General features: G+C 68.4%; 20 protein-coding genes. 12 read left to right on the plus strand and 8 right to left on the minus strand.

The annotated features are described in order from the left end of the window. Positions 1-71 precede the first annotated feature (71 nt). Positions 72-572 (plus strand): DUF4262 domain-containing protein, encoded by a 501-nt coding sequence (locus ACQEU1_RS40965; protein WP_433214832.1) that lies wholly within the window; start codon positions 72-74, stop codon positions 570-572. Next, the gene (locus ACQEU1_RS40970) at positions 569-1,036 is read left to right on the plus strand and encodes a GNAT family N-acetyltransferase (protein ID WP_433214835.1); all 468 of its coding nucleotides are present in this window, start codon (positions 569-571) and stop codon (positions 1,034-1,036) included. The genes ACQEU1_RS40965 and ACQEU1_RS40970 overlap by 4 nt, the downstream gene beginning before the upstream one ends. 336 nt (positions 1,037-1,372) lie before the next feature. Here ACQEU1_RS40970 and ACQEU1_RS40975 read toward each other — a convergent pair whose 3' ends face one another. Next, positions 1,373-2,035: a glycoside hydrolase family 75 protein gene (locus tag ACQEU1_RS40975; protein WP_433214838.1), complete on the minus strand. Its 663-nt coding sequence runs from the start codon at positions 2,033-2,035 to the stop codon at positions 1,373-1,375. A gap of 85 nt (positions 2,036-2,120) precedes the next feature. Then, positions 2,121-2,684: a TIGR03086 family metal-binding protein gene (locus ACQEU1_RS40980; RefSeq protein WP_433214841.1), complete on the minus strand. Its 564-nt coding sequence runs from the start codon at positions 2,682-2,684 to the stop codon at positions 2,121-2,123. A 145-nt stretch (positions 2,685-2,829) separates the two neighbouring features. Between ACQEU1_RS40980 and ACQEU1_RS40985 the strand changes: the two genes are divergently transcribed. Then, positions 2,830-4,305, plus strand: coding sequence for a peptide MFS transporter (locus ACQEU1_RS40985; protein ID WP_433214844.1), 1,476 nt, complete (start codon positions 2,830-2,832; stop codon positions 4,303-4,305). A gap of 169 nt (positions 4,306-4,474) precedes the next feature. Here ACQEU1_RS40985 and ACQEU1_RS40990 read toward each other — a convergent pair whose 3' ends face one another. Together ACQEU1_RS40990 and ACQEU1_RS40995 are read right to left on the minus strand one after the other, a co-directional pair. Further along, positions 4,475-5,755: a cytochrome P450 gene (locus tag ACQEU1_RS40990; protein WP_433214847.1), complete on the minus strand. Its 1,281-nt coding sequence runs from the start codon at positions 5,753-5,755 to the stop codon at positions 4,475-4,477. 32 nt (positions 5,756-5,787) lie between these two features. Beyond that, positions 5,788-6,381, minus strand: a complete 594-nt coding sequence (locus tag ACQEU1_RS40995; RefSeq protein ID WP_285641206.1) for a TetR/AcrR family transcriptional regulator — start codon at positions 6,379-6,381, stop codon at positions 5,788-5,790. Between the two features lie 154 nt (positions 6,382-6,535). Between ACQEU1_RS40995 and ACQEU1_RS41000 the strand changes: the two genes are divergently transcribed. From ACQEU1_RS41000 to ACQEU1_RS41035, 8 genes are all read left to right on the plus strand, one after another. Continuing rightward, positions 6,536-6,688, plus strand: a complete 153-nt coding sequence (locus ACQEU1_RS41000) for a hypothetical protein (protein WP_433214851.1) — start codon at positions 6,536-6,538, stop codon at positions 6,686-6,688. Positions 6,689-6,923: 235 nt separating this feature from the next. Continuing rightward, positions 6,924-9,797 carry a PQQ-dependent sugar dehydrogenase gene (locus ACQEU1_RS41005; RefSeq protein WP_433214854.1) on the plus strand — a complete coding sequence of 958 codons (2,874 nt, stop codon included), beginning with the start codon at positions 6,924-6,926 and terminating at the stop codon, positions 9,795-9,797. Positions 9,798-9,936: 139 nt separating this feature from the next. Then, positions 9,937-11,136 (plus strand): glutamate-cysteine ligase family protein, encoded by a 1,200-nt coding sequence (locus ACQEU1_RS41010; protein WP_433214857.1) that lies wholly within the window; start codon positions 9,937-9,939, stop codon positions 11,134-11,136. Further along, positions 11,133-12,422, plus strand: coding sequence for an ergothioneine biosynthesis protein EgtB (gene egtB / locus ACQEU1_RS41015; protein WP_433214860.1), 1,290 nt, complete (start codon positions 11,133-11,135; stop codon positions 12,420-12,422). Before ACQEU1_RS41010 ends, egtB begins: the two co-directional genes overlap by 4 nt. Positions 12,423-12,426: 4 nt before the next feature. Then, a complete protein-coding gene (egtC, locus tag ACQEU1_RS41020) occupies positions 12,427-13,152 on the plus strand; it encodes an ergothioneine biosynthesis protein EgtC (RefSeq protein ID WP_433214863.1) in 726 nt (241 codons plus the stop codon). Beyond that, complete coding sequence (egtD, locus tag ACQEU1_RS41025) at positions 13,149-14,120, plus strand: L-histidine N(alpha)-methyltransferase (RefSeq protein WP_433214866.1); 972 nt, start codon at positions 13,149-13,151, stop codon at positions 14,118-14,120. The genes egtC and egtD overlap by 4 nt, the downstream gene beginning before the upstream one ends. A 63-nt stretch (positions 14,121-14,183) precedes the next feature. Continuing rightward, positions 14,184-15,779 (plus strand): alpha/beta hydrolase, encoded by a 1,596-nt coding sequence (locus tag ACQEU1_RS41030; protein ID WP_433214869.1) that lies wholly within the window; start codon positions 14,184-14,186, stop codon positions 15,777-15,779. Between the two features lie 85 nt (positions 15,780-15,864). Continuing rightward, the gene (locus ACQEU1_RS41035; RefSeq protein ID WP_433214872.1) at positions 15,865-17,451 is read left to right on the plus strand and encodes an alpha/beta hydrolase; all 1,587 of its coding nucleotides are present in this window, start codon (positions 15,865-15,867) and stop codon (positions 17,449-17,451) included. On the opposite strand, the gene ACQEU1_RS41040 is transcribed toward ACQEU1_RS41035, so the two are convergent. Then, positions 17,436-17,594 carry a hypothetical protein gene (locus ACQEU1_RS41040; RefSeq protein WP_433214875.1) on the minus strand — a complete coding sequence of 53 codons (159 nt, stop codon included), beginning with the start codon at positions 17,592-17,594 and terminating at the stop codon, positions 17,436-17,438. The two genes, ACQEU1_RS41035 and ACQEU1_RS41040, sit on opposite strands and share 16 nt — an antisense overlap. Before the next feature lie 61 nt (positions 17,595-17,655). Continuing rightward, on the minus strand, positions 17,656-18,375 hold the full coding sequence (locus ACQEU1_RS41045; RefSeq protein WP_433214878.1) for a sulfite exporter TauE/SafE family protein: 720 nt from the start codon (positions 18,373-18,375) through the stop codon (positions 17,656-17,658). A gap of 83 nt (positions 18,376-18,458) precedes the next feature. Here ACQEU1_RS41045 and ACQEU1_RS41050 point away from each other — a divergent pair, with 83 nt between their 5' ends. After that, positions 18,459-20,225: a LamG-like jellyroll fold domain-containing protein gene (locus tag ACQEU1_RS41050; RefSeq protein ID WP_433214881.1), complete on the plus strand. Its 1,767-nt coding sequence runs from the start codon at positions 18,459-18,461 to the stop codon at positions 20,223-20,225. On the opposite strand, the gene ACQEU1_RS41055 is transcribed toward ACQEU1_RS41050, so the two are convergent. Together ACQEU1_RS41055 and ACQEU1_RS41060 are read right to left on the minus strand one after the other, a co-directional pair. Continuing rightward, the gene (locus ACQEU1_RS41055; protein WP_433214884.1) at positions 20,185-21,105 is read right to left on the minus strand and encodes a sigma-70 family RNA polymerase sigma factor; all 921 of its coding nucleotides are present in this window, start codon (positions 21,103-21,105) and stop codon (positions 20,185-20,187) included. The two genes, ACQEU1_RS41050 and ACQEU1_RS41055, sit on opposite strands and share 41 nt — an antisense overlap. Further along, positions 21,102-22,058, minus strand: a complete 957-nt coding sequence (locus ACQEU1_RS41060) for a helix-turn-helix transcriptional regulator (protein ID WP_433214887.1) — start codon at positions 22,056-22,058, stop codon at positions 21,102-21,104. Before ACQEU1_RS41060 ends, ACQEU1_RS41055 begins: the two co-directional genes overlap by 4 nt. Positions 22,059-22,175: the final 117 nt, after the last annotated feature.

Genomic DNA, 22,175 nt, shown 5'->3' on the forward strand with positions numbered 1-22,175 from the left:
CTGAAGGTGGGAGCGTTGGAACAGCTCCAAGCAGGCATAAGGCGCCGGAACGGTGCCGTAGGGTGGGTGGCGTGCTTTCCGACGAAGACATCGAACTGAGGGCGCGGCTGCTGTCCGCGGCCGACCGGTTCGGGCACACCAACATCGTGGTGAACCCGGACGCCGAAGGTCCCGGCTACGTGTTCTCGGTGGGGGCCTGGCGCCGGTTCGGGGTCGCAGAGGCGGTGGTGATCGGGCTGCCGCAGGGCATGGGCGAGAACCTCGTCAACATGTACGTGAAGCGGGCCAGCGAGGGCGAGCGGTTCCAGCCCGGCAAGCTCTACGACGACTTCTTCGAGGGCGTGCCGATCACGTTCGAGCGGGTCTACAAGGGGTTCTACCCGGAGTTCTTCGGGAGCGCGTACCTGCTCTACGACGGGTCGGAGTTCGCCGCGCTGCAGATCATCGTGCCGACGCCGCAGGGCCAGTGGCCGTGGCAGCCGGACGCGCCGGAGGGGTTCCACGACCACCAGATGATCCTCACCGAGAGCGGCATCCCGGAGAGCTGGGCGCCGGGGGTCACCGGGCCGTGAGCGTCCACTTCGGACAGTTGACGCCCGCCCACGCCGGTGAGGTCATGACGATCCAGCGCGCCGCGTACCTGGCGGAGGCCCGCCGGTACGGGGCGTGGGACCTGCCGCCGCTGGTCGAGACCCTCGACGAGATCCGCCGGCACCTGGGTGACGGAACGCCGTCGGTCGGCGCGTTCGACGGGCCGCGGCTGATCGGGTCGGTGCGCAGCCGGGTCGACGGCGACCGCATGGAGGTCGCGCGGCTGGCCGTCGCGCCGGACGTCCAGGGAGGCGGAATCGGCCGCGCGCTGCTCGAAGCGGTCAGCGGACGTGCACCCGATGAGGTGAAAGGCGTCTGGCTGTTCACCGGGGCCGAGAGCGACGGCAACATCCGGTTCTACGAGAGCGCGGGGTTCGTGCGGGTCAGCGAGCACCTCGACGCCGTGGGTATCAGGTGCGTCACTCTGGAGCAGAAGGTCATCTGACGTTCAGGGGCCTGTCACGAGCGGCTGGCACGCTCAGGAACCGGTCCACCCACGACCAACCACCGGTGCGGACGTCGATCACACGTCGGCTGATCCGTCCGGCACCCGCTGCCCCCGGCGCATCCGGCGCCGGGGGCAGCGTTGTTTCCCGAATCGTTGTCCGGCGGGCGTTGTCCACTTTTCGCGCGCCGACACCGGACAACGATCTCCCGGTAGAAATGCGGTGCGATCAACGGCGGGGGGCCGGTGATCGCGGCGGGGGAAAGGAACGCCCCGCCTCGCAGGAGGCGAGGGGGATGCGGGGCGGGGCGTTTCGGAACAACGACCGGGAATTCGTCAGTTCTGGCTCAGGAACTGCTGGGCGAGCGATTCGCCGAGCGAGGTGGCTTTCGCGTGGTCCTCGATCGGCGACACCTTCGAGTTCTTGAAGTAGATGTAGTGCACGGGGCCGTCCGAACCGCCGTTCTCGGGGTCGGGGTTGATGCCCAGGTTCACGGCCGTCGCGTAGGACGCCTCACCGATGATCGCCGTGGGGCCCGTGTCACCGACCACGGCGTACTCGACGCGGTTGTTGTAGATGACGGCCACGACACCGCCGCCCTGGATGCCGAACTTGCGGTAGTCCCACGTGCCGCTGGCCGAGGGCACGACCACGTACGGGAGCTTGTCCGCGACCAGCGGCTTTCCCTTGGAGTCGTGGAACGCGGTGTCGTCCTGGTACCACGGGTCGGTCTGCTCGTTGCACTTCGAGGTGCGCTGGCCGTCGCAGTCGACGTCCAGGTCGGCCTTGTACCAAACGGCGCCGTTCTTGCCGCAGACCGGGATGTTCGCGGCCGTCTCGGAGTCGCTGCGGTACTTGCCGGACGAGATCTGCTGGCACGACGTGAGCTTGGCGAGCAGTTGCGACGCGGACGGCCCGGCGGCGTGCGCGGCGGGCGACGCGAACAGGGAAGCGACGAGTGCGGACACGGCGAAAAGCCCTGGGGCGAGCTTGCGCATTGTTGCCTCTTTCGACAGGGAACTTTCCTGACTGAAAGCGGCGGCAGCAATAGAGTGCGCAACTTAAGCAACACGCGTCAAGGCCTTAAGGCTTACGTCCCAGAAGTCCGATCAGGCGCGTTTGGTCGTCCGCGTCCGGCGCAACCGGAACGGGCGAATCGAACATCGACGAACCACTCCAGTCGTCGATGTTGCGTTCCACATAACCCAGAACGGCCGACGCGAGTCCGGGATCAATTCGTTCGTCCGCGCCGATCGAGCGGGCGAGGTCCCAGGCGTGCACCGCGAGATCCGCGGTCATCTGCCAGCAATATTCCTCGGCGTCGAGCTTCCCCGACGAGACGCTCACCGGTTTGGCCAGCGCGTGCGGGCCGAGCCAGGCCTCGCGGGCCGCCGCGGCCGCCACGACCCAGGACACGAGCGGGTCGTCGCCGAGGTTGTCGTGGTCGAACCTGTCGCCGACCTGTTTGGCCGTGCAGCCCGCGAGCAACTCAGGGGCCCAGAGCTGTTCGTAGACGAGGTGACCGACGAGGTCCCTCACCGACCACTCCCGGCAAGGGGTGCCGAGTGTCCACTGGTCCGGCGCGATCTCGCGCACCCTCCGGTCGAACTCCGTCATCGCCACGCCGTGCGCCTGGATCAACTCCATCCCAGCAGTGCATCAAATCTCGCCCAACCCCGCACCCCGGCGTGAGAGTTGGGCCACTCGGACGCAACCCGATTTGGTGGCCGTACACGCGTTCGGCGTAACCTCGACCGGATCTCCGCCGTGACATCGTTGACACGAAGGGACGATGACTGTGAGCGCACCCAGCGCCAGCATCTCCGAGCAGGACAAGGGATTCTTCGGGCACCCCCGAGGCCTCTCCACCCTGTTCTTCACCGAACTCTGGGAACGGTTCTCGTTCTACGGGATGAAGGCCATCCTCGGCCTCTACCTGTGGACAGCCGTCTCCGAGGGAGGTCTGGGCGTCGACAAGGCCCTGGCCCTGTCGATCGTCGCCATCTACGGCACGGCGGTCTACATGTCGAGCGTCGCGGGCGGCTGGCTCGCGGACCGGCTGTGGGGCGGGCAGCGCGCGGCGTTCATCGGCGGCGTGCTGATCATGTGCGGTCACATCGCACTGGCCGTCCCGATCGGCCTCGCGGGCGTGTACCTCGGCCTGATCTTCGTGGTGCTGGGCACCGGCCTGCTCAAGACGAACGTCTCGACGATCGTCGGCGGCCTCTACAGCCGTGAGGACAAGCGCCGCGACGCCGGCTTCACGATCTTCTACATGGGCGTCAACATCGGCGGGTTCATCGCGCCGCTGATCACCGGCTCGCTCGCGGACGGCTGGGGCTTCCACGCCGGGTTCGCCGCGGCCGCGGTCGGCATGGCGCTCGGCCTGATCCAGTACCGGATGGGCCGCAAGCACCTGAAGGGCTCGGCCGCCGTGCCGCCGAACCCGTTGCACCCGGCCGAGAAGGGCCGCGTCTACGGGATCATCGGCGTGATCGCGGTGGCGGTCGCGGGCCTCGGTCTCCTCGCGTACGTGCTCGGCGACGTCGACGGCGTCATCCTGCTGATCAGCGTCATGTCGATCGTCCTGCCGATCGGCTACTTCACCGTGATGTACCGCAGCAAGAAGACGCTGCCGGAGGAGAAGCCGCGCGTCCTCGCGTACATCCCGCTGTTCGTCGCGGCGGCCATGTTCTGGCTGATCTTCGAGCAGAGCGCGTCGGTGATCGCGGAGTTCGCGGACTCGCACGTCGACAACCACGTGTTCGGCTGGGAGTTCCCGGTCGCGTGGTTCCAGTCGATCAACCCGATCATGATCATCGTGCTGGCGCCGGTCTTCGCGTTCCTGTGGCTGAAGCTCGGCACCCGCGCGCCGTCGACCCCGCGCAAGTTCGCCGGGTCGCTGGTGCTGGTCGGGCTTTCGTTCGTGCTCATGTACTTCGCGAGCAACTCGGCGGCAGACGGCAAGGTCACGCCGCTGTGGCTCGTGGTGATGTTCCTGATCATGACCGCGGGTGAGCTCATGCTCTCGCCGGTCGGTCTGTCGGCCACGACGAAGCTGGCGCCCAAGGCGTTCGCGTCGCAGACGATGAGCCTGTGGTTCCTCGCGGTTTCGGCGGGTACCGGTGTGGCCGCCCAGCTCGTGAAGTTCTACACGACGAGCCCTTCCGCGTACTTCTTCACATTGGGTGGCGCGGCCGTTGTTCTCGGCCTCGCGCTCGCCGTTGCGGCGCCTTCCATCAACAAACTGATGGTGGGCGTCGAGTAAAGGGAAGTTTCGAAACAAGGTGAGAGGGAGGCCCGTCGCGGCGGCGGTGCGGCGGGTCTCCCTCTCGCTTCTAAGCATGCACTACGGAGATGTGTCATTGGGGCACGAACATTGCTCCACGCGGGTGAAGTCGAGCACTCGTCGCAACAGATTTCGCCCCAGGTCAGCGTCAGTTCACTGCGAGTGACCGTTTGGTTTCGCCCGCTCGCACCGGAAGTCGCAACGCGCCGCGGATGAGCTTCGACTTCCTGCGCGTCACCGGGCCGTCCGCGGCGAGGTTCGGGAACCGCTTGAAGAGCTCGTGCAGCGCCAGCTGGCCTTCGATCCGGCTGAGTCCCGCGCCGATGCAGTAATGGATTCCCGCGCTGAACGCGAGGTGCTCGCGCGCGTTGGACCGCGTCGGGTCGAATTTGGCCGGGTCCCGGAAAACCTTCGGATCGCGGTTGGCCGCGGCCAGCATCAACATGACCGGCATTCCCTTGGGCAGGCTCACGCCGGCGAGCTCCAGGCGTTCCTTCGGCCAGCGGATCGTGTACTGCACCGGCGGGTCGAGCCGGAGCACCTCCTCCACGAAACCCTCGGCGTACTCGGGGCTCTGCGACAGCGGCGCGACGGTGTGCGGGTTCTCGAACGCCTTCAGCACGCCGTTGCTGATCAGGTTCACCGTCGTCTCGAAGCCCGCGAACAGCAGCAGCCCGGTCGTGGCCACGAGGTCCTCGCGGCTGAGGTCGTCGTGCTGGGTGACGAGGTGGCTGACGATGTCGTCCTGCGGGTGGCGGCGGCGTTCGTCCATCAGGCCGTCGATGAAGTCGTTGTACTCGATGATGGTGGCGTGCAAGGCCTTCAGCTGCTGGTACGACCACACGCCGTCGAGCGTCTCGGCCAGCGCGCTGCCCCAGCGGGCGAAGACGTCCTTGTGGTCGTCCGGGACGCCGAGCAGGTCGGCGATGACCTGGATCGGGACCTGCGACGCGAACTCCGTGACGACGTCGAAGCGGTCGCCGAGCCGGTCGAGGTGGTCGGTCACGATCTTCTGGATGGACGTCGTGCGGTCCTTCAAGGCGCGCGGCGTGAAGAACGGCTGGACGAGCTTGCGCAGCCTGGTGTGGTCCGGCGGGTTCTTCATCAGGAACGAGTCCTGCACGGGGTTGACGATCTTCTCGCCGTCCTGGACCAGCGTGATCGGCACCATCGACGCCTCGTCGAACGTGGCGGTGACGAACCTGTTGTCCCGCAGGACCGAGTCGCAGATCTCGCGGGAGCCGGTGACGTACGCGCCCATGCGGCTGCGGACCATGTCGCCCTTGGCGCGCACCTTCTCGTACATCGGGTACGGGTCGCGGTTCGGCGGCGAGGCGATGACGCCGGCGTACGGGTCACCCATGAGCGCGTAGCCGCGGACGAGCGTGCGCAGCGCGAAGAACTGAGCGGCGGTCTTCAGCTGGGACATGCCGTCCACAGTGCGTGGTGTTCACGGAACTCTCAAGAGCTGCGACGGTGCCGGCGCACGGTTTCTTCCACTAGATCGAGCACCGGTTCCATGTCGTCCGCCGGGAGACCCATCGCGAGGTGCGAGACGAGGCCTTCGAGGACGAGCTCGAGGAAGTTCGTCAGCACCGTGACGTCGACGTCGTCGCGCAGGTTTCCGGCTTCGCGCTGCCGGATGAGGCGTTGCCGGGTGGCGGCCGTGAGCTGTTCGGACCGCTCGGCCCAGCGGGCGCGGAAATCGGGATCCGTGCGGAGGCGGCGCGAGACCTCGAGACGCGTGCCGAGCCAGTCGGCCGCGTGTTCCTCGTCCCTTTTCTCCGGTTCGTCGAGAAGGTCGCGCATGACCTGAACGAGGCCTTGTTCGGCGACCACGTCCGCCATTCTCAGGGCGTCGTCCTCGGCGAGCGCGAGGAAGAGCGACTCCTTGTCGCGGAAGTGGTGGAAGATGGCACCGCGGGAGAGTCCCGTGGCCTCTTCGAGACGGCGTACCGTGGCACCCTCGTAGCCGTGGCGCGCGAAACAGGCACGCGCACCGTCGAGGATCTGACGGCGGCGGGCGTCGAGGTGGTCCTGGCTCACCCTGGGCACCTGCAGATGGTGTCAGGACAGGGGAGGGAAATCCAATCCGTACGTACGGATTGGACACGTCCGTTGGTGTGATCTTCGTGGCCGTGCCCGTTCGTGTGGATCTTCGGCCTCGCCTGTCCCGATGGGCGGCGTTCTGGTCATATCCTCTGCGGCCATGGACACCCCGGAGATCATCAAGCTGTCGGCGCTCGCCGAGCGCCTCGGGTGGCAGCGGCGTGAGTCCACAGGCGTCCACGTCGTCGATCTGCTGCTCAGCCGGACGGTCTCGGATCTCATCGTGGCGCTGGCCGAGAACCGGGATCGGTAACGGGATTTGGTAAGCGCTTTCCCGCAGTTCTGGGACGGGGTTGACTCGGGCTGTCACGCAGTGGTGTGATCTGCGCGACAGTCAGGAAAGTTTCTTGTCTAAAACTGAATCCGCCGCCGCTCCGCGTGATCCCCCTACCCGTCTTGTGGGAGGCACAACAGTGGCACCGAGCAGAAGCCGGGCGTTTCGCGCGCTCGGCACGATGGGTGTTGCCTGCACAACAGCCATCGCAGTGATGTCCTCGCCGGAGTCCGCCGTCGCGGCGCCGGTGCGTTACGAAGCGGAGAACGCGACGATCTCGCAGGGCGTGGTGGAGTCGAACCACGCCGGGTTCTCCGGGGCCGGGTTCGTGAACGTCGACAACGTGGTGGGCTCGTCGGTCGAGTTCACGGTCAACGCCTCGCGCGCGGGTGCCGCGAAGCTGGTCTTCCGCTACGCCAACGGAACCGCGGACAACCGGCCGGTCGACGTGTCGGTCAACGACGCCGTGGCCGTGGACGAGCGGGCCTTCGCCGGCACGGGCGCCTGGACGACGTGGGCGTCGGCCGAGAACACCGTCTCGCTGGTCGCGGGCTCGAACAAGATCAAGGTGACGTCGACGGGTGCCACCGGTGGCCCGAACCTCGACTACCTGGAGGTCGAGGAGCTCTCCGCGGTGCCCGCCCTCGACCAGGAGGCCGAGGACGCGACCATCTCGCAGGGCGTCGTGGAGTCGAACCACGCCGGGTTCTCCGGCAGGGGATTCGTCAACTACGACAACGTGATCGGCTCGTCGGTCGAGTACACGATCAACGCCGAGTCCGGTGGCGAGCACGACCTCGCGTTCCGCTACGCCAACGGCACGACGGTCGACCGCCCGGTGTCGGTGACCGTGGACGGCGCCTCTGCCCAGACCGTGTCGTTCCCCGGTACCGGGGCCTGGACGACGTGGCAGACGCGGACCCTGCGCGTGACGCTGCACGCGGGTGCCAACAAGATCAAGGCGACCGCGACGACCGCGAACGGCGGGCCGAACGCGGACAAGCTCTCCGCCGTGCTGGTCGGGCCTCCGGACAACGAGGCGCCCACGCCGCCGCGGAACCTGCAGTTCGTGTCGTCGACGCACAACTCGGTGACTTTGAAGTGGGAAGCCGCCACGGACAACGTCGGTGTCACCGGGTACGACATCTACCAGCACGGCCAGCTCGTCACGAGCGTCGGCAACGTGCTGGAGGGCACCGCGACCGGGCTGCGTCCTGATGTGGAGTACGACTGGACCGTGTTCGCGAAGGACCGGGCGGGCAACGTCTCGCAGGCCTCGAACAACGTGCCGGGCCGCACCAAGCCCGCGCCCGTCGACAACCAGGCGCCCACGACGCCGTCGTCGCTGCGGTCGACCGGTGCCACGTCGACCAGCGTCTCGGTGGCGTGGAACGGCTCCACGGACAACGTGGGCGTGACCGGCTACGAGATCCACTTCGACGGCGCGCTGAAGCAGACCGCCGACGGTTCGGCCTTGTCCGCGACCATCGCCGGCCTGGTGACCGGGCAGACCTACGCGGTGAAGGTGCGGGCTCGCGATGCCGCCGGCAACCTGTCCGGGTTCTCGAACGAGATCTCCGTGAAGCCCTCCGCCGGTGGTGGCACGGGCGTGCCGAACCCCGGCTCCGTCACGCAGATCGCGTCCGGCGTCGACGTGGCGTGGGGCCTCGCGTTCCTGCCCGACGGCTCGGCGCTGGTGACCGAACGGGAGACGTTCAACGTGCTGCGCGTGACCGAGGGCGGCACGAAGACCGTCGTCGGCAAGGTGCCGGGCGCGATGGGCACCAACGGTGAGGGCGGCGCGCTCGGCATCGAGGTCTCGCCGAACTTCGCCTCCGACCGTTTCGTGTACATCTACCACACCTACGCGGACGGAAACCGGCTGGTCAGGGCTGTGTTCGACGGTTCGGGGCTCTCCGGCTGGACGACGTTGCTGTCCGGCGTGCCGAAGAACCGGTACCACAACGGCGGGCGCCTGCGGTTCAGCCCGGACGGCCGGTACCTGTTCGTCTCGACCGGCGACGCGCAGAACGGCAACAACGCGCAGAACCTCAACACCAACGCCGGCAAGATCCTGCGCCTCAACCCGGACGGCTCCATCCCGTCCGACAACCCGTTCCCCGGCAAGGCGATCTGGTCCTACGGCCACCGCAACGTGCAGGGCCTCGACTTCGACTCGCAGGGCCGCCTGTGGGCCTCGGAGTTCGGCAACTCGCAGCAGGACGAGGTCAACCTGATCACCAAGGGCGGCAACTACGGCTGGGAACCGTGCGAAGGCACGATCGGCAACTGCGCCGGCACCATCCCGCCGAAGAAGACCTGGTCGACCTCGCAGGCCTCACCCTCGGGCCTGACCATCATCAACGACTACGTCTTCGTGGCCACCACCGTCGGCCAGCGCATCTACCGCATGCGCATCGACGCCAACGGCAACCTGGTCGACCAGCAGATCTACTTCCAGGGCACCTACAACCGCCTCCGCACGGTCGAGGTGGACCGCGACGGCGACATCTGGCTGACCACCACGACCGACAAGGACGGCTCGGCCGGCAACGACCGCATCCTGCACATCGACATCGTCTACGAAGGCGGCTCTGCTTTTAAGCTTTCGTCCACAGCCTTTGCAGACGACGCGATGATCCCGGCCAAGCACACGTGCGCGGGTGACGGCGTGCCGGGCCAGGACCCGTCCCCGCCGTTCGCGTGGGGTGAGTCGTCGGGTGCCGTCGCCTACGCGATCGTGTTCGCGGACCGCGTGAACAACGGCAACAAGCTCCATTGGGCGATCTGGGACATTCCCGGCAACGTCCGTTCGTTGCCGGAGAACCTCGGGTCCGGGTTCAACGTACCCGGTCAGGGGTCTGCCAAGCAGAAGGCGATGGAGTCGGGGGCCAATTCCCTCAAGTACTTCGGGCCCTGCCCCGGTGGCTCTACCAACCCGTACACGTTCACGTTGTACGCGTTGAACACCGCGACGGTGCCGGGCATCACGTCCGGTTCTTCGATGGCGCAGATCGAGACGGCCATCAAGAACGCGTCAACCGCCAACACGGTGCTGCGCGGCCGTTCCAATGCTCGGCGCTCCTAGCCTCACGATGTGAGACGAATGCCCGTGTGCACGCGTGCACACGGGCACTTCACTTGTTTCGTAAGGATTTGAGGGCTGCAAGTGTCAGACCCCGCGTGTAGCGTCGAAACGGCCAGACGATCACGGGGAGTGTGGCAGCGTGACTGCGTTGCGTGACCAACCGGCGCCGGCGAGGTTCGCCGACCGCGCCGAGGCCGAGGCTTATGTGGCCTCGGTCTGTTTCAAGCACGGGCCTCCGAGGCTCTTCGGGGTGGAGTTGGAATGGACCGTCCACCACGCCGAAGACCCTGCTCAGGTCCTCGATCGGCACCGGCTCGCCGCCGCGCTCGGTGAGCACGCACCACCCACGCTCGTGCCCGACAGCCCCCAGCGGCCGCTTCCCAGCGGCACCCCGCTGACCGTCGAACCCGGCGGGCAGGTCGAGATCTCCACTCCTCCCTGCACCAGCCTCCCGGACCTCTTCCGGACGGTCTCCCAGGACATCGCCCACCTCACCGAGATGCTGGCGCAGCACGGTCTCGTGCTCGGTGACAGGGGCGCTGACCTGCACAGACATCCGACGCGCATGTTGCAGGTGCCGCGGTACGCCGCGATGGAGCACGCGTTCGGCGCGCTCGGCCTCGACGGCATCTCGATGATGTGCAACACCGCGGGTCTGCAGGTCTGCCTCGACTTCGGTGAGGCCAAGCACCTGCAGGACCGGTGGGCGGCCGTGCACCAGCTCGGGCCGGTGATGATCGCGTTGTTCGCGAACTCGCCGAGCATCGGCGGGATGCACGAAGGATGGGCTTCGGCCCGGATGAGAGCTTTGTACGGCTGCGATCCCGTGCGCACCAGACCTGCGGCTGTGTGCGCCGATCCGGCCCAGGCGTACGCGCGCAGAGTCCTGGACACGCCCGTGATCGTCGTGCGCGGGCCGGGTCCCAACTGGATTCCGAAGCGGCGGTTCACGTTTGCCGAGTGGATTTCCGGGGCACACGACCGTGCGCCCACGAGCGACGACCTCGACTACCACATGTCGTTGATGTTCCCGCCGGTTCGCCCGCGCGGGTACCTGGAGATCAGATACCTCGACACGCCCGCGCCTGGCGGGTGGGTCGCGCCGAGTGCGCTGCTCGTCGCGCTGTTCAGCGATCCGTCCGTTGTGGACGGTGTGCTGGCGGCGACGGAACGGGCCGCCGGGCGGTGGCTGGTGGCCGCACGGCACGGTTTGGCGGACGAACGCATCGCGCGTGCCGCGAAAGACGTTGTGGCGCTGGGCGTTGAGGCATTGCCTCGTACGGGACTCTCGCCCGATCAGATCAGCACCATCAGCCGGGAGCTTGAGGGGAAGCTGTGACCGAAGAACTCCGCGAGCAGGTGGCGGGGGAACTGTTGCGCTCGCGCGCGCGTTCCATCGCCTTGACAGATGCCGTCGACGAGCACGACCTCGTCCGGCAGCACTCGAAGTTGATGTCGCCGCTGGTCTGGGACCTGGCGCACATCGGCAACCAGGAAGAGCTGTGGCTCGTTCGCGACGTCGGCGGACGCGAACCGGTGCGCAGCGACATCGACGAGTACTACGACGCGTTCAAGTTCAGTCGTTCGGTGCGTCCCGAGCTGCCGTTGCTGAACCCGCGCGAGGCCCGGCAGTACGTCGGGGACGTGCGCGGCAAGGTGTTCGACGTGCTGGAGAAGGTCCCGTTGCAGGGGCGGCGGCTCGTCGAGAACGGGTTCGCGTTCGGCATGATCGTGCAGCACGAGCAGCAGCACGACGAGACGATGCTCGCCACGCACCAGCTGCGCACGGGCGAACCGGTGCTGCACGCTCCGGCACCTCCGCCGGGAAGTCTGGTGCCCACGACGGAAGTGTTCATTCCGGGCGGACCGTTCGAGATGGGCACTTCGGACGAACCGTGGGCTCTGGACAACGAACGGCCGGCGCACGCCGTGCACGTCGACTCGTTCTTCATCGACACGACACCGGTGACGAACGGCGAGTACGCCGAGTTCATCCTGGCGGGCGGGTACGACGACCGTCGACTGTGGACGGACGAGGGCTGGCAGCACCGGCTGGACGCGAAGCTCCAGGCGCCGAGGTTCTGGCAGCGCGAGGAGAACTCGTTCGTGCGCACGGCGTTCGGCGTGACCGAGCCGATCGTGCCGGACGAACCCGTGGTGCACGTGTGCTTCCACGAGGCGCAGGCCTACGCGACGTGGGCGGGCAAGCGGCTGCCCACCGAGGCCGAGTGGGAGAAGGCCGCGCGGTTCGACACGGCGGCGGGCAAGACCCGGCGCTACCCGTGGGGTGACGAGGAACCGACCGAGGACCACGCCAACCTCAACCAGCGGCACCTGCGTCCGGCCCCGGTCGGCGCGTACCCGGCGGGGGCGTCGCCCGCGGGCGTGCACCAGCTGATCGGTGACGTGTGGGAGTGGACGTCGAGCGACTTCGGGCCGTACCCGGGCTTCGAGGTGTTCCCGTACAAGGAGTACTCCGAGGTGTTCTTCGGGCCGGACTACAAGGTGCTGCGCGGAGGCTCGTTCGGCACCGACAAGTCCGCGATCCGTTCCACGTTCCGCAACTGGGACTACCCGATCAGAAGGCAGATCTTCGCCGGCTTCCGCTGCGCCAGGGACGCCTAGGCCGATGTGCCGCCACCTGGCTTACCTGGGCGCAGCCGTGCCCGTCGGGGGCCCGCTCTTCGAGGCACCGCACTCGCTGGAGCACCAGTCCTACGCGCCGCGCGACATGCGGGCCGGGGGAACCGTGAACGTCGACGGCTACGGCGTCGGCTGGTTCCCCGGCCCGGTGCGGTACCGGCGCGCGGGCACGTTGTGGAGCGACCCGAACCTGCGCCAGCTGGCATCGACGTCCTCGGGCGCTTTCCTGGCGGCGGTGCGGTCGGCGACGACGGGCATGCCGGTGACCGATGCCGCCTGCGCGCCGTTCACCGACGGCGCCTGGCTCTTCAGCCACAACGGGCGGATCGACGGTTGGCCGCACACCGTGGCCGGACTCGCGAAGACGGTCGACGTCACCGATCTGCTCACCATGGACGCGCCCACCGACTCCGCTCTGCTGTGGACGGTGCTGCGGCGCCGTCTGGAGAGCGGGAAGGATCCGGCCGAGGCGCTTGTTGAACTCGTGCGGGAAGTTGCGGACGCGGCGCCGAAGTCGCGGCTGAACTTCTTGCTGACCAACGGGAAAGTGCTCGTGGGGACGACGTGGACACACGCCCTGTGGGTGCTGCAGCAAGGGGAGGGCGTGACACTCGCGTCCGAACCGCTCGACGACGACCCGGGCTGGCGGGAGATCCCCGACCGGCACGTGGTCACCGCCGTTCCATCCACTGTGGAGGTTCGACCGATATGACCGAGCCGGTGCTGGACGTTCATCTCACGCCGGAGGACGCCGCACACGCGCTACGTGCCGACGTGCGGGCCGGACTGACCGCGGACCCGAAGTGGGTCTCGCCGAAGTGGTTCTACGACGCCGTCGGCAGTGCGCTGTTCGAGGACATCACGCGGTTGCCCGAGTACTACCCGACCCGTGCCGAACGCGAGGTGCTGGCGGAGCGCGCGGGCGAGATCGCGTCGACCACCGGCGCGCACTCGTTGGTGGAGCTGGGTTCCGGATCTTCGGAGAAGACCAGGCTGCTCCTCAGCGCGTTGCGGGAACACGGGACGTTGAAGGAGTTCGTGCCGCAGGACGTGTCGGTGTCGGCGCTGACCGAGGCCGCGCACGCGATCATGGCGGACTACCCAGGGCTGCGGGTGCACGGCGTGGTCGGCGACTTCACGCAGCACCTGTCGCTGCTGCCGGGCGAGTCGCCGCGGGTCGTGGCGTTCCTGGGCGGCACGATCGGCAACCTGATCCCGGAGGAGCGGGAGAAGTTCCTGCGCACGGTCCGGGACGTGCTCGAACCGGGGGAGTGGCTGCTGCTCGGCACCGACCTGGTGAAGGACCCCGGCACGCTGGTGCGGGCGTACGACGACGCGCAGGGCGTGACGGCGGAGTTCAACCGCAACGTGCTGAACGTGCTCAACCGCGAGGTCGGCGGGGACTTCGACGTCGAGGCGTTCGAGCACGTGGCGTTGTGGAACGCCGAGCAGGAGTGGATCGAGATGCGGCTGCGGGCGAAGCGGGCGATGACCGTGCGCCTCGCCGACCTCGGGCTGACCGTCGAGTTCCACGAAGGTGAGGAACTGCGGACCGAGGTGTCGGCCAAGTTCCGCGAGGACGGCGTGCGTCAAGAGCTGGAGGACGCCGGATTTTCGCTGCACCGCTGGTGGACCGACGCCGAGGGGCGGTTCGCGGTCTCGCTCGCGCAGGCCGTGTAATCGGGACCACAACCCGACGATAGGCGGGTACACAGCGTGCACGCCCAGTGATGGGCTGCCACGATGAGACCTGCATCAACGCGTGCCGTGCGCGTGGCGCTCGCCAGTGCGCTCGCGCTCGGCACCGTCATCACCGGGCTGGGCAGCGCTTCCGCCCAGCCCGAGACCGCATCCGCGAAACCCGCCGCCTGGGGGCCCTGCGCGGCGGACGTGCTCGCCGAGATCCCCGCCGCCGAACGCACGAAGGTCAGCTGCGCCGTCCAGGTCGTGCCCGTCGACCACTCGCGGCCGCGCGGCGACACGACCGGCGTGATCATGATGAAGCGCCCGGCCGGCGACCCGGCCAAGAAGATCGGCTCGCTGTTCATCAACCCCGGCGGCCCCGGTGGCGCCGGCCTGATCTACAGCGCCTACGGCGGAAGCTTCTTCACGCCGGAGGTCCTGGAGAAGTTCGACCTCATCGGCTTCGACCCGCGGGGTGTGGGCCGGAGCGCGCCGCTGCGCTGCTTCCGCACGCAGGAGGAGGCCGAGGCGGTCAACGAGGGCTGGTACGCGTTGCCGCGCACCAAGGACGAGATCGCGTCGTCGATCCGCCAGTCGAAGGTCTACACGGACTACTGCAAGATCAACGCCGGTCCGTTGCTGAACCACATGTCGACCGAGGCCGTGGCCAGGGACCTCGACGTCATGCGCGAGGCCGTGGGGGACAGGCAGCTCACGTACGTCGGGTTCTCGTACGGCACGCTGCTCGGCGCGACCTACGCGAACATCTTCCCGGCCAAGTCGCGCGCTTTGGTGCTAGACGGCAACGTCGACCCGAAGCTGCGGCTGACCAACGGCGCCCAGTACGACAAGGAGCGGGCGCGGGGCTTCGAGATCGCGCTGGACGCGATGCTCAAGCGCTGTGACTCCGTTGGCGTGGAACGGTGTGCGTTCGCCGGTGGCGCGCGCAAGAAGTTCGACGACATCCGCACGAAGCTGGGTCAGGGCCCCACGACGCTGCCGGGTGGCGCTGTCGTGACGCTGACCGACGTCGTCGGCCGCACGTCGAGCAACCTCTACAGCCCGACGTCGTTCAAGTCGCTGACCGCGTGGCTGCAGTCGATCCACGCCGCGCAGAACCCGTCGGCCGCCTCGCTGGCCGTGCAGTCCGTTGTGGACGTTCCGCTGCTGAACAACCAGGCGGGCCGCGCCGACGTCCGGGTGCTGCCGGACACCCCGTACACCGCCGACGACTCGTACTACGCGGTGAACTGCATCGACAAGCCGTTCGCCCGCACGAACCGCAACTGGGCCACGACGGCGGCGCAGTGGGAGAAGGAGTCGCCGACGTTCGGCCGCTACCAGGCCGCGTCCGACCTGCTGACGTGCCCGACGTGGCCGACCCGCAACCCGGACCGCTGGATCGGGCCGTGGAACAAGAAGACGAAGAACCCGGTCGTCGTCGTGGGCAACTACTACGACCCGGCGACGCAGTACCTGTTCGCGGAGCGGATGGCGAAGCAGCTCGGCAACGCCCGGCTGATCAGCGTCGACGCGTTCGGGCACTGCATCCTCGGTGACTCGGCCGGTGCCGACGCCGCCGTGACGCGGTACCTGGTCGACCTCACCGCGCCCGCCAACGGGCAGGTCTTCCAGCCGAACGCGCAGCCGTTCTAGGTCTCGTTGACACACCCGCCTGTCGTCAGGACTACCCGACGATAGGCGGGTGTGCGCGGTGCACGCTGAGTGATGGGGTGCATCCGTGACGTCAACTTCCATGCGTGTGGTGCTCGCGAGCGCGCTCGTGCTCGGCACCATCGTTACCGGCGTGGGCACCGCCCAGGCCTCCTCCGTCAGCCCCGCTGCCTGGGGGCAGTGCGCGGCCGACGTGCTCGCCTCGCTTCCCGCCACCGTGACTCCCGAAGAACGCGCGCGGCTGACGTGCGCCGTCCAGGAGGTGCCCGTCGACCACGCGCGCCCGCGCGGGGAGAAGACCGGCATCGCCATGATGAAGCGCCCGGCCAACGACCCGTCGCGCAAGATCGGGTCGATCTTCCTCAACCCTGGCGGCCCCGGCGGCTCGGGCCTGACCCGCGGCGCCGTCGCCAAGAACTACTTCGGCGCGTCCGTGCTCGACCGGTTCGACGTCGTCGGCTTCGACCCGCGCGGCGTCGCCAGGTCCGCCCCGATGCGGTGCTTCCGCACCCAGGAGGAGGCCGCGTCGGTCAACGAGGGCTGGTACTCGCTGCCCAGGACCCAGGCTGAGATCACGTTGTCGATCCGGCAGTCCAAGGCCTACACGGACTACTGCAAGATCAACGCCGGTCCGCTGCTCAACCACATGTCGACCGAGGCCGTCGCCCGCGACCTCGACGTCCTGCGCGAGGCCGTGGGGGACGAGCAGCTCAACTTCGTCGGCTTCTCGTACGGCACGCTGCTGGGCGCGACCTACGCGAACATCTTCCCGCAGCGCACCCGCGCGATGGTGATCGACGGCAACGTGGACCCGCGCCTGCGTCTTTCCGATGGCGCGCAGTACGACCGCGAACGCGCCGGCGGCTTCGAGATCGCCCTCGACGCGATGCTGAAGCGCTGTGACTCCGCCGGTGCCGAGAAGTGCGCGTTCGCCGGAGACGCCCGCGCGAAGTTCGAGGCGATGAAGGTAGCGCTGGCCAAGGGCCCGGCGACGTTGCCGAACGGCACCCGGGTGACGCTGTCCGACGTGGTCAACCGCGTGGCCGGCGACCTGTACTCGATCGCCCGCATCGCGCCGCTGGCCGCCTGGCTGCAGAGCGTTCACCTGGCTCTGAACCCCGGCGTTCTCTCGGTTCAGTCCGTTGTGGAGCTCGAAGCGCCGCTCGCCAACGCCGGCGGCCGCTGGGACGTCGACCCGCTGCCCGACACCCCGTACACCGCGGATGACTCGTATTACGCGGTGAACTGCATCGACAAGCCGTTCGCCCGCACGAACCGCAACTGGGCGACGACGGCGGCGCAGTGGGAGAAGGAGTCGCCGACGTTCGGCCGCAACCAGGCAGCGTCCGACCTGCTGACGTGCGCCACCTGGCCGGCCCGCAACCCGGACCGCTGGATCGGCCCGTGGAACAAGAAGACGAAGAACCCGATCGTGGTGGTGGGCAACTACTACGACCCGGCAACGCAGTACGTGTTCGCACAGCGCATGGCCAAGCAACTCGGCAACGCGCGGCTGGTGAGCGTGGACGCGTTCGGCCACTGCATCCTGGGCCGCTCGGCCGGCGCGGACGCGGTGGTCGCGAAATACCTGGTGGACCTGGTGCCGCCGGCTGCCGGCCAGGTGTTCCAGCCGAACGCTCAGCCGTTCGCCTGATCTCGCCTGAAGCGGTGGCGGTGCTCGTACAGCGCCGCCGCCGCGGTGGCGAGCAGCAGCACGTACCCGGCGTACGTCGGTGAGAGCCACACGGTGAGACCGAGGCCCGCTGCTGCTGCGATGCGCGATACGACGTCTCGCACTTCGGCAGCAAAGCCGTCGCGTTCCGCTTTCACGGCAGCTCGCGACAGCCCGCTTCCACCCTCACAGCAGTGCGCTCCGCACGATCAGCACCACCGCGCTCACCCCGGCCACCACCAGCATCGGCGTCCGCACCCCCTTGGCGTCGAACCTCTTCCGCAACGGCCCGGACAGCAGGAACCCCGCGATGAGGAACGGAACCAGCAGCACCCCGCTCCACAACTGGTGCGCGGTCACGTTCCCGGCGATGCTCAACCCGGCCATCGACACCGCCGACCCCAGCGTGAAGAACGCCGCCAGCGTCGCCCTCACCTGCGGCCCCTCCTGGTTCTGGTAGACCAGCGCGATCATCGGCCCGCCGATCGACGTCGCCGTGCCGAACGACCCGCTCGCCACCCCGGCCGTCACCAGCGACGGCGGCGTGGGTTGCGGCCGCCACGACGTGACGGACAGCAGCACGCACACCAGCACGGCCGCGCCCACGACGATGCCGAAGCTCTTCGCGTCCAGCGAGTCCACGATCCAGATGCCGACGACGGTGCCGGGCAGCCGCCCGAGCATCGCCCAGCCGACGCCGCGCCAGTCGACGTGGCCGAACTCCCGCACCAGCGACAGCAGGGCGTGCGCGCAGGCGATCACGAGGACCGGCACCGGGACCAGGGCCGGGTCCAGCAACGCGAGCAGCGGCACGGCGACGAGGGCCAGGCCGAAGCCGATCAGGCCCTGCAGCAACCCTCCGAAAGCGACGATGACACCTGCCGCGACGAGCAATCCCCAGGACATGGTTAGCTACGCTACAGATCGGGGCGAGCAGGTTTCTTCTGCCGTTCTCCCCGCGTTGGCCGGGCACACCTACGCTCCGCGCCATGACCGCGTCTCGTCGTTCCTTCCTGCTCGGCACCGGTGCGACCGCCGCCGCTGCCGCCCTGGTCACGCCCGGTTCCGCGGCTGCTGACAACGTTGTCGGGTACGGCCGTCCCGACACTGACTCGCGGCGCTTCACGCTCGCCGTGATCCCGGACACGCAGTACATGTTCGACCTCGACCGGGGCGACTCGGCGCCGTTGAAGGCGACGCTCCAGTACCTGGTCGATCGCCAGAGATCCGAGAACATCGTCTTCATCAGCCACCTCGGCGACCTCGTCGAGAACGCGCGGAAGAGCGAGATCGACGACATCAGCGCGCGGTTCGAGGTGCTCGACCGGCGCCGGATCGGGTACAGCGTGCTCGCGGGCAACCACGACGTGCCGGACTCGCGCCTCGACGACCAGCGCGGGCGCACGCCGTACCTGGACCGGTTCGGGCCCGGCAGGTTCCGGCAGTCGCCGACGTTCAAGGGCGCGAGCGCGGACGGCTACAACTCGTTCCACATCTTCACAGCCGCCGGCAAGGAGTGGCTGGTCCTCGCGCTGGACTGGCGCATGTCCGCCAAGGGGTTCGCGTGGGCGCGGTCGGTGCTCACGCAGCACGCGAAGCTGCCGGTCATCCTCACCACGCACGAGCTCGTATACGACGGCGGTGACGGCGTCGCGGCCATGTCCGACTACGGGCGGCGGCTGTGGGAAGAGCTGATCAAGGACAACGACCAGATCTTCCTGACGCTGAACGGGCACTTCTGGCCGCCCGCGCGCACGGTCATGCGCAACACCGCCGGCAACGACGTGCACGTGCACATCGCGAACTACCAGGACCGCTACTACGGCGGCGGCGCGATGATCCGCCTCTACCACTTCGACCTCGACCGCGGCGTGATCGACGTGCGCACGCTGTCACCGTGGCTGCTCGGCAAGAAGTCGCTCAACCCGTTGGAGCGCAAGGAGACCGAGTTGACCGGCCCGGCCGACCGGTTCAGCGTGCCGATCGACTTCGAGCAGCGCTTCGCCCGGTTCGACCCGCCCGTGCTGCCCGCGCCGCAGCCCGTCCGCGACGTCCTGGTGCGCGGCACGGTCGCGTACTGGCGGCTCGGCGAGGGACTGAAAGACCTGTCCGGCAAGGGGAACGACCTGCGCCAGACCGGTGAGCTGACCGTCAGCGACGACCACAGCCGGTTCGCGCCGTCGCACAAGTCGTTGTTCTTCGGCAAGAACGGCTACCTGACCACTGTGGACAGCGCGCCGCTCAACCGCGAGACGTTCGAGCGCGGCTACACGATCGAGGTGTTCCTCAAGCTGCCCAACGGGTTCAACCACCCGTGGTGCGGCCTGTTCACCAAGCTCGCGCCCGGCTCGGCGGCCGGCAAGACCGGCGACGACCCGAGCGAGCCGATCGCGACCCTCAACGTCGCCGGCGGCGGCCAGCTGCAGTGGGCGGTGTTCCCGCGCAACCTGCCGGGCATCTCCACCAACTGGGGCCACGAGATGGACTACGAGACGTGGTGGCACATCGCCGTGGTCAACGACGGCACGCACACCACGTTGTACGTCGACGGCTCTCCGTTGCTGCGCAACCCGTCCACGCCCGCACGCGGCATCTCGACGGCCGGCGACCCGTGGCTGGTCGGCGCCTACGCGTACAACAAGATCGTGGAGAAGTCGTTGCACGGCTGGGTCGGCGACATGCGCGTGGTGAACCGCCCGCTGGACCGCTCCGAGTTCATGCGTGCGAAGGCAGCCCGAACCTCGGGAACAGACTGAGGTCGAAGAACGACGAGACGCGCGTGATCCGGTCTCCGGTGGCTTCCAGCACCTGGAGGTTGAACGGCCGGAACACGCCGTCCTCGGCACGCAGGTAGAGCCCGAACGCCGGCTGGCTGTTCGCCTCCGTGGCGATCATGCGCGCGCCGTGCGGGACGGCGGGGCACTGGTTCACGAGGTGCCACGCGACCATGTCCGGACCGAGGTAGAACTGCGGGAACGGCGGCATCTCCCAGATCACGTCCTCGGCGAACATGCCGATGATCGCCGGGATGTCCTTGGCCTCGAACGCCTTCACCCAGCGGTCGAGCAGGTCCTTGGCCGCCGCGGGTTCGGTGACCTGGTCCTCGGTCAGGTCCTTGAGCTGCGCGTGGGCGCGTTGCAGGGCGCTGTTGACGGCCGCGACGGTCATCTCCAGCTCGTCGGCGGTCTCGGCGGCGCTCAGCCTGAGCACGTCGCGCAGGATCAGCACCGCGCGTTGCCGGGGCGGGAGGTGTTGCAGGGCCGCGACGAACGCGAGCCGCGTCGACTCCCGTTCGCCGACGATCGCGGCAGGGTCGGTCGGGAACGGTTCGAGCCACGGGATCTCGTGGTCCTCGGTGAGCTCGTCGTGCTCGGTCGCACCCCTGGTGCCGAGCCCGAACGGCAGCGGGCGGCGGGTGCGGCCGTCGAGCGCGGTCAGGCAGGCGTTCGTGGCGATGCGGTACAGCCAGGTGCGGACGGACGAGCGGCCCTCGAACGAGCCGTACGCCTTCCACGCCCGCAGGTACGTCTCCTGCACCAGGTCCTCGGCGTCGTGCAGCGAGCCGAGCATCCGGTAGCAGTGCGCGAGCAGCTCCCGCCGGAACGGGTCCGCGGCGGTCTCGAAGTCGACCGTCATGCCTTCACCGCCTTCCGCAGCCGGGTGATGAGCATCCTGATGTGCTCCTGGAGCTCCGGCGGTTCGTGCAGGTCGAAGTCGAGGCCCAGGTACAGTAGGTAGAACACCATGCGGTCGAGCGACTCGGCGCCGGTGCGCATGAGGCACGAGTGGTCGTCGACCGGTTCCAGGGACGCGGCCATGGGGGAGGTGCGTTCGGCGACGTCCTGCAACGGCGCGTGGATCGTCAGAACGGCCTGGTAGGTGTAGACGTTCGCGGCGACCTGGCGGGAGACGAACTCGGCCAGCGACTCCGCCGGGGGTTCGCGGGGCGTGAACCGGGCGGCCAGTGCGGGTTCCTCGGTGATCCGGTCCACCCGGAACGTTCGCCAGTCCTGTTTGGACACGTCCCACGCGACGAGGTACCAGCGCCGTCCGGTGTGCACGAGCCCCTGCGGTTCGACGAGCCGCTTCGACGGCTCGCCCTGCGTTGCGGCGTAGGCGAACCTGAGCTGCTGGTGGTCGCGGCAGGCGGCGGCGATGATCGTGAGCGTCTCCGGGTCCACGGTCGGCCCGGCGGCGTTGAGAGGCGTGGTGTGCGTCTGGAGGGCCTGCACGCGCCGGCGGAGTCGCGTCGGCAGGATCTGCTCCAGCTTGGTGAGCGCGCGGATCGACGTCTCCTCGATGCCCGCGATCGTGCCGTTGGCCGCGGTGCGCAGTCCGACCGCGACGGCCACCGCCTCGTCGTCGTCCAGCAGCAACGGCGGCAGCTCCGCGCCCGCACCGAGCTGGTAGCCACCGGCCGCGCCGGGCAGCGACGTGACGGGGTAGCCGAGGCTGCGGAGCTTGTCGACGTCGCGGCGGATCGTGCGGACGTCCACGCTGAGGCGACCGGCGAGCTCCGGGCCCGTCCAGTCGCGCCGCACCTGGAGCAGCGACAGGAGCTTCAGCAGCCGTGCGGACGTCTCCAGCATGTCCGCGAGTCTAGATTCCGTTGCGGACAACGGCCTGCGGTGGTTAAGGTTCACGGCATGACTGCCGGGTCGGCCTTGTGCCGTGAGCGGAACGGTTGCCCGGCCCTGACTTGATCA

This window comes from Lentzea sp. CA-135723, assembly GCF_050936595.1.
Classification (GTDB): domain Bacteria; phylum Actinomycetota; class Actinomycetes; order Mycobacteriales; family Pseudonocardiaceae; genus Lentzea.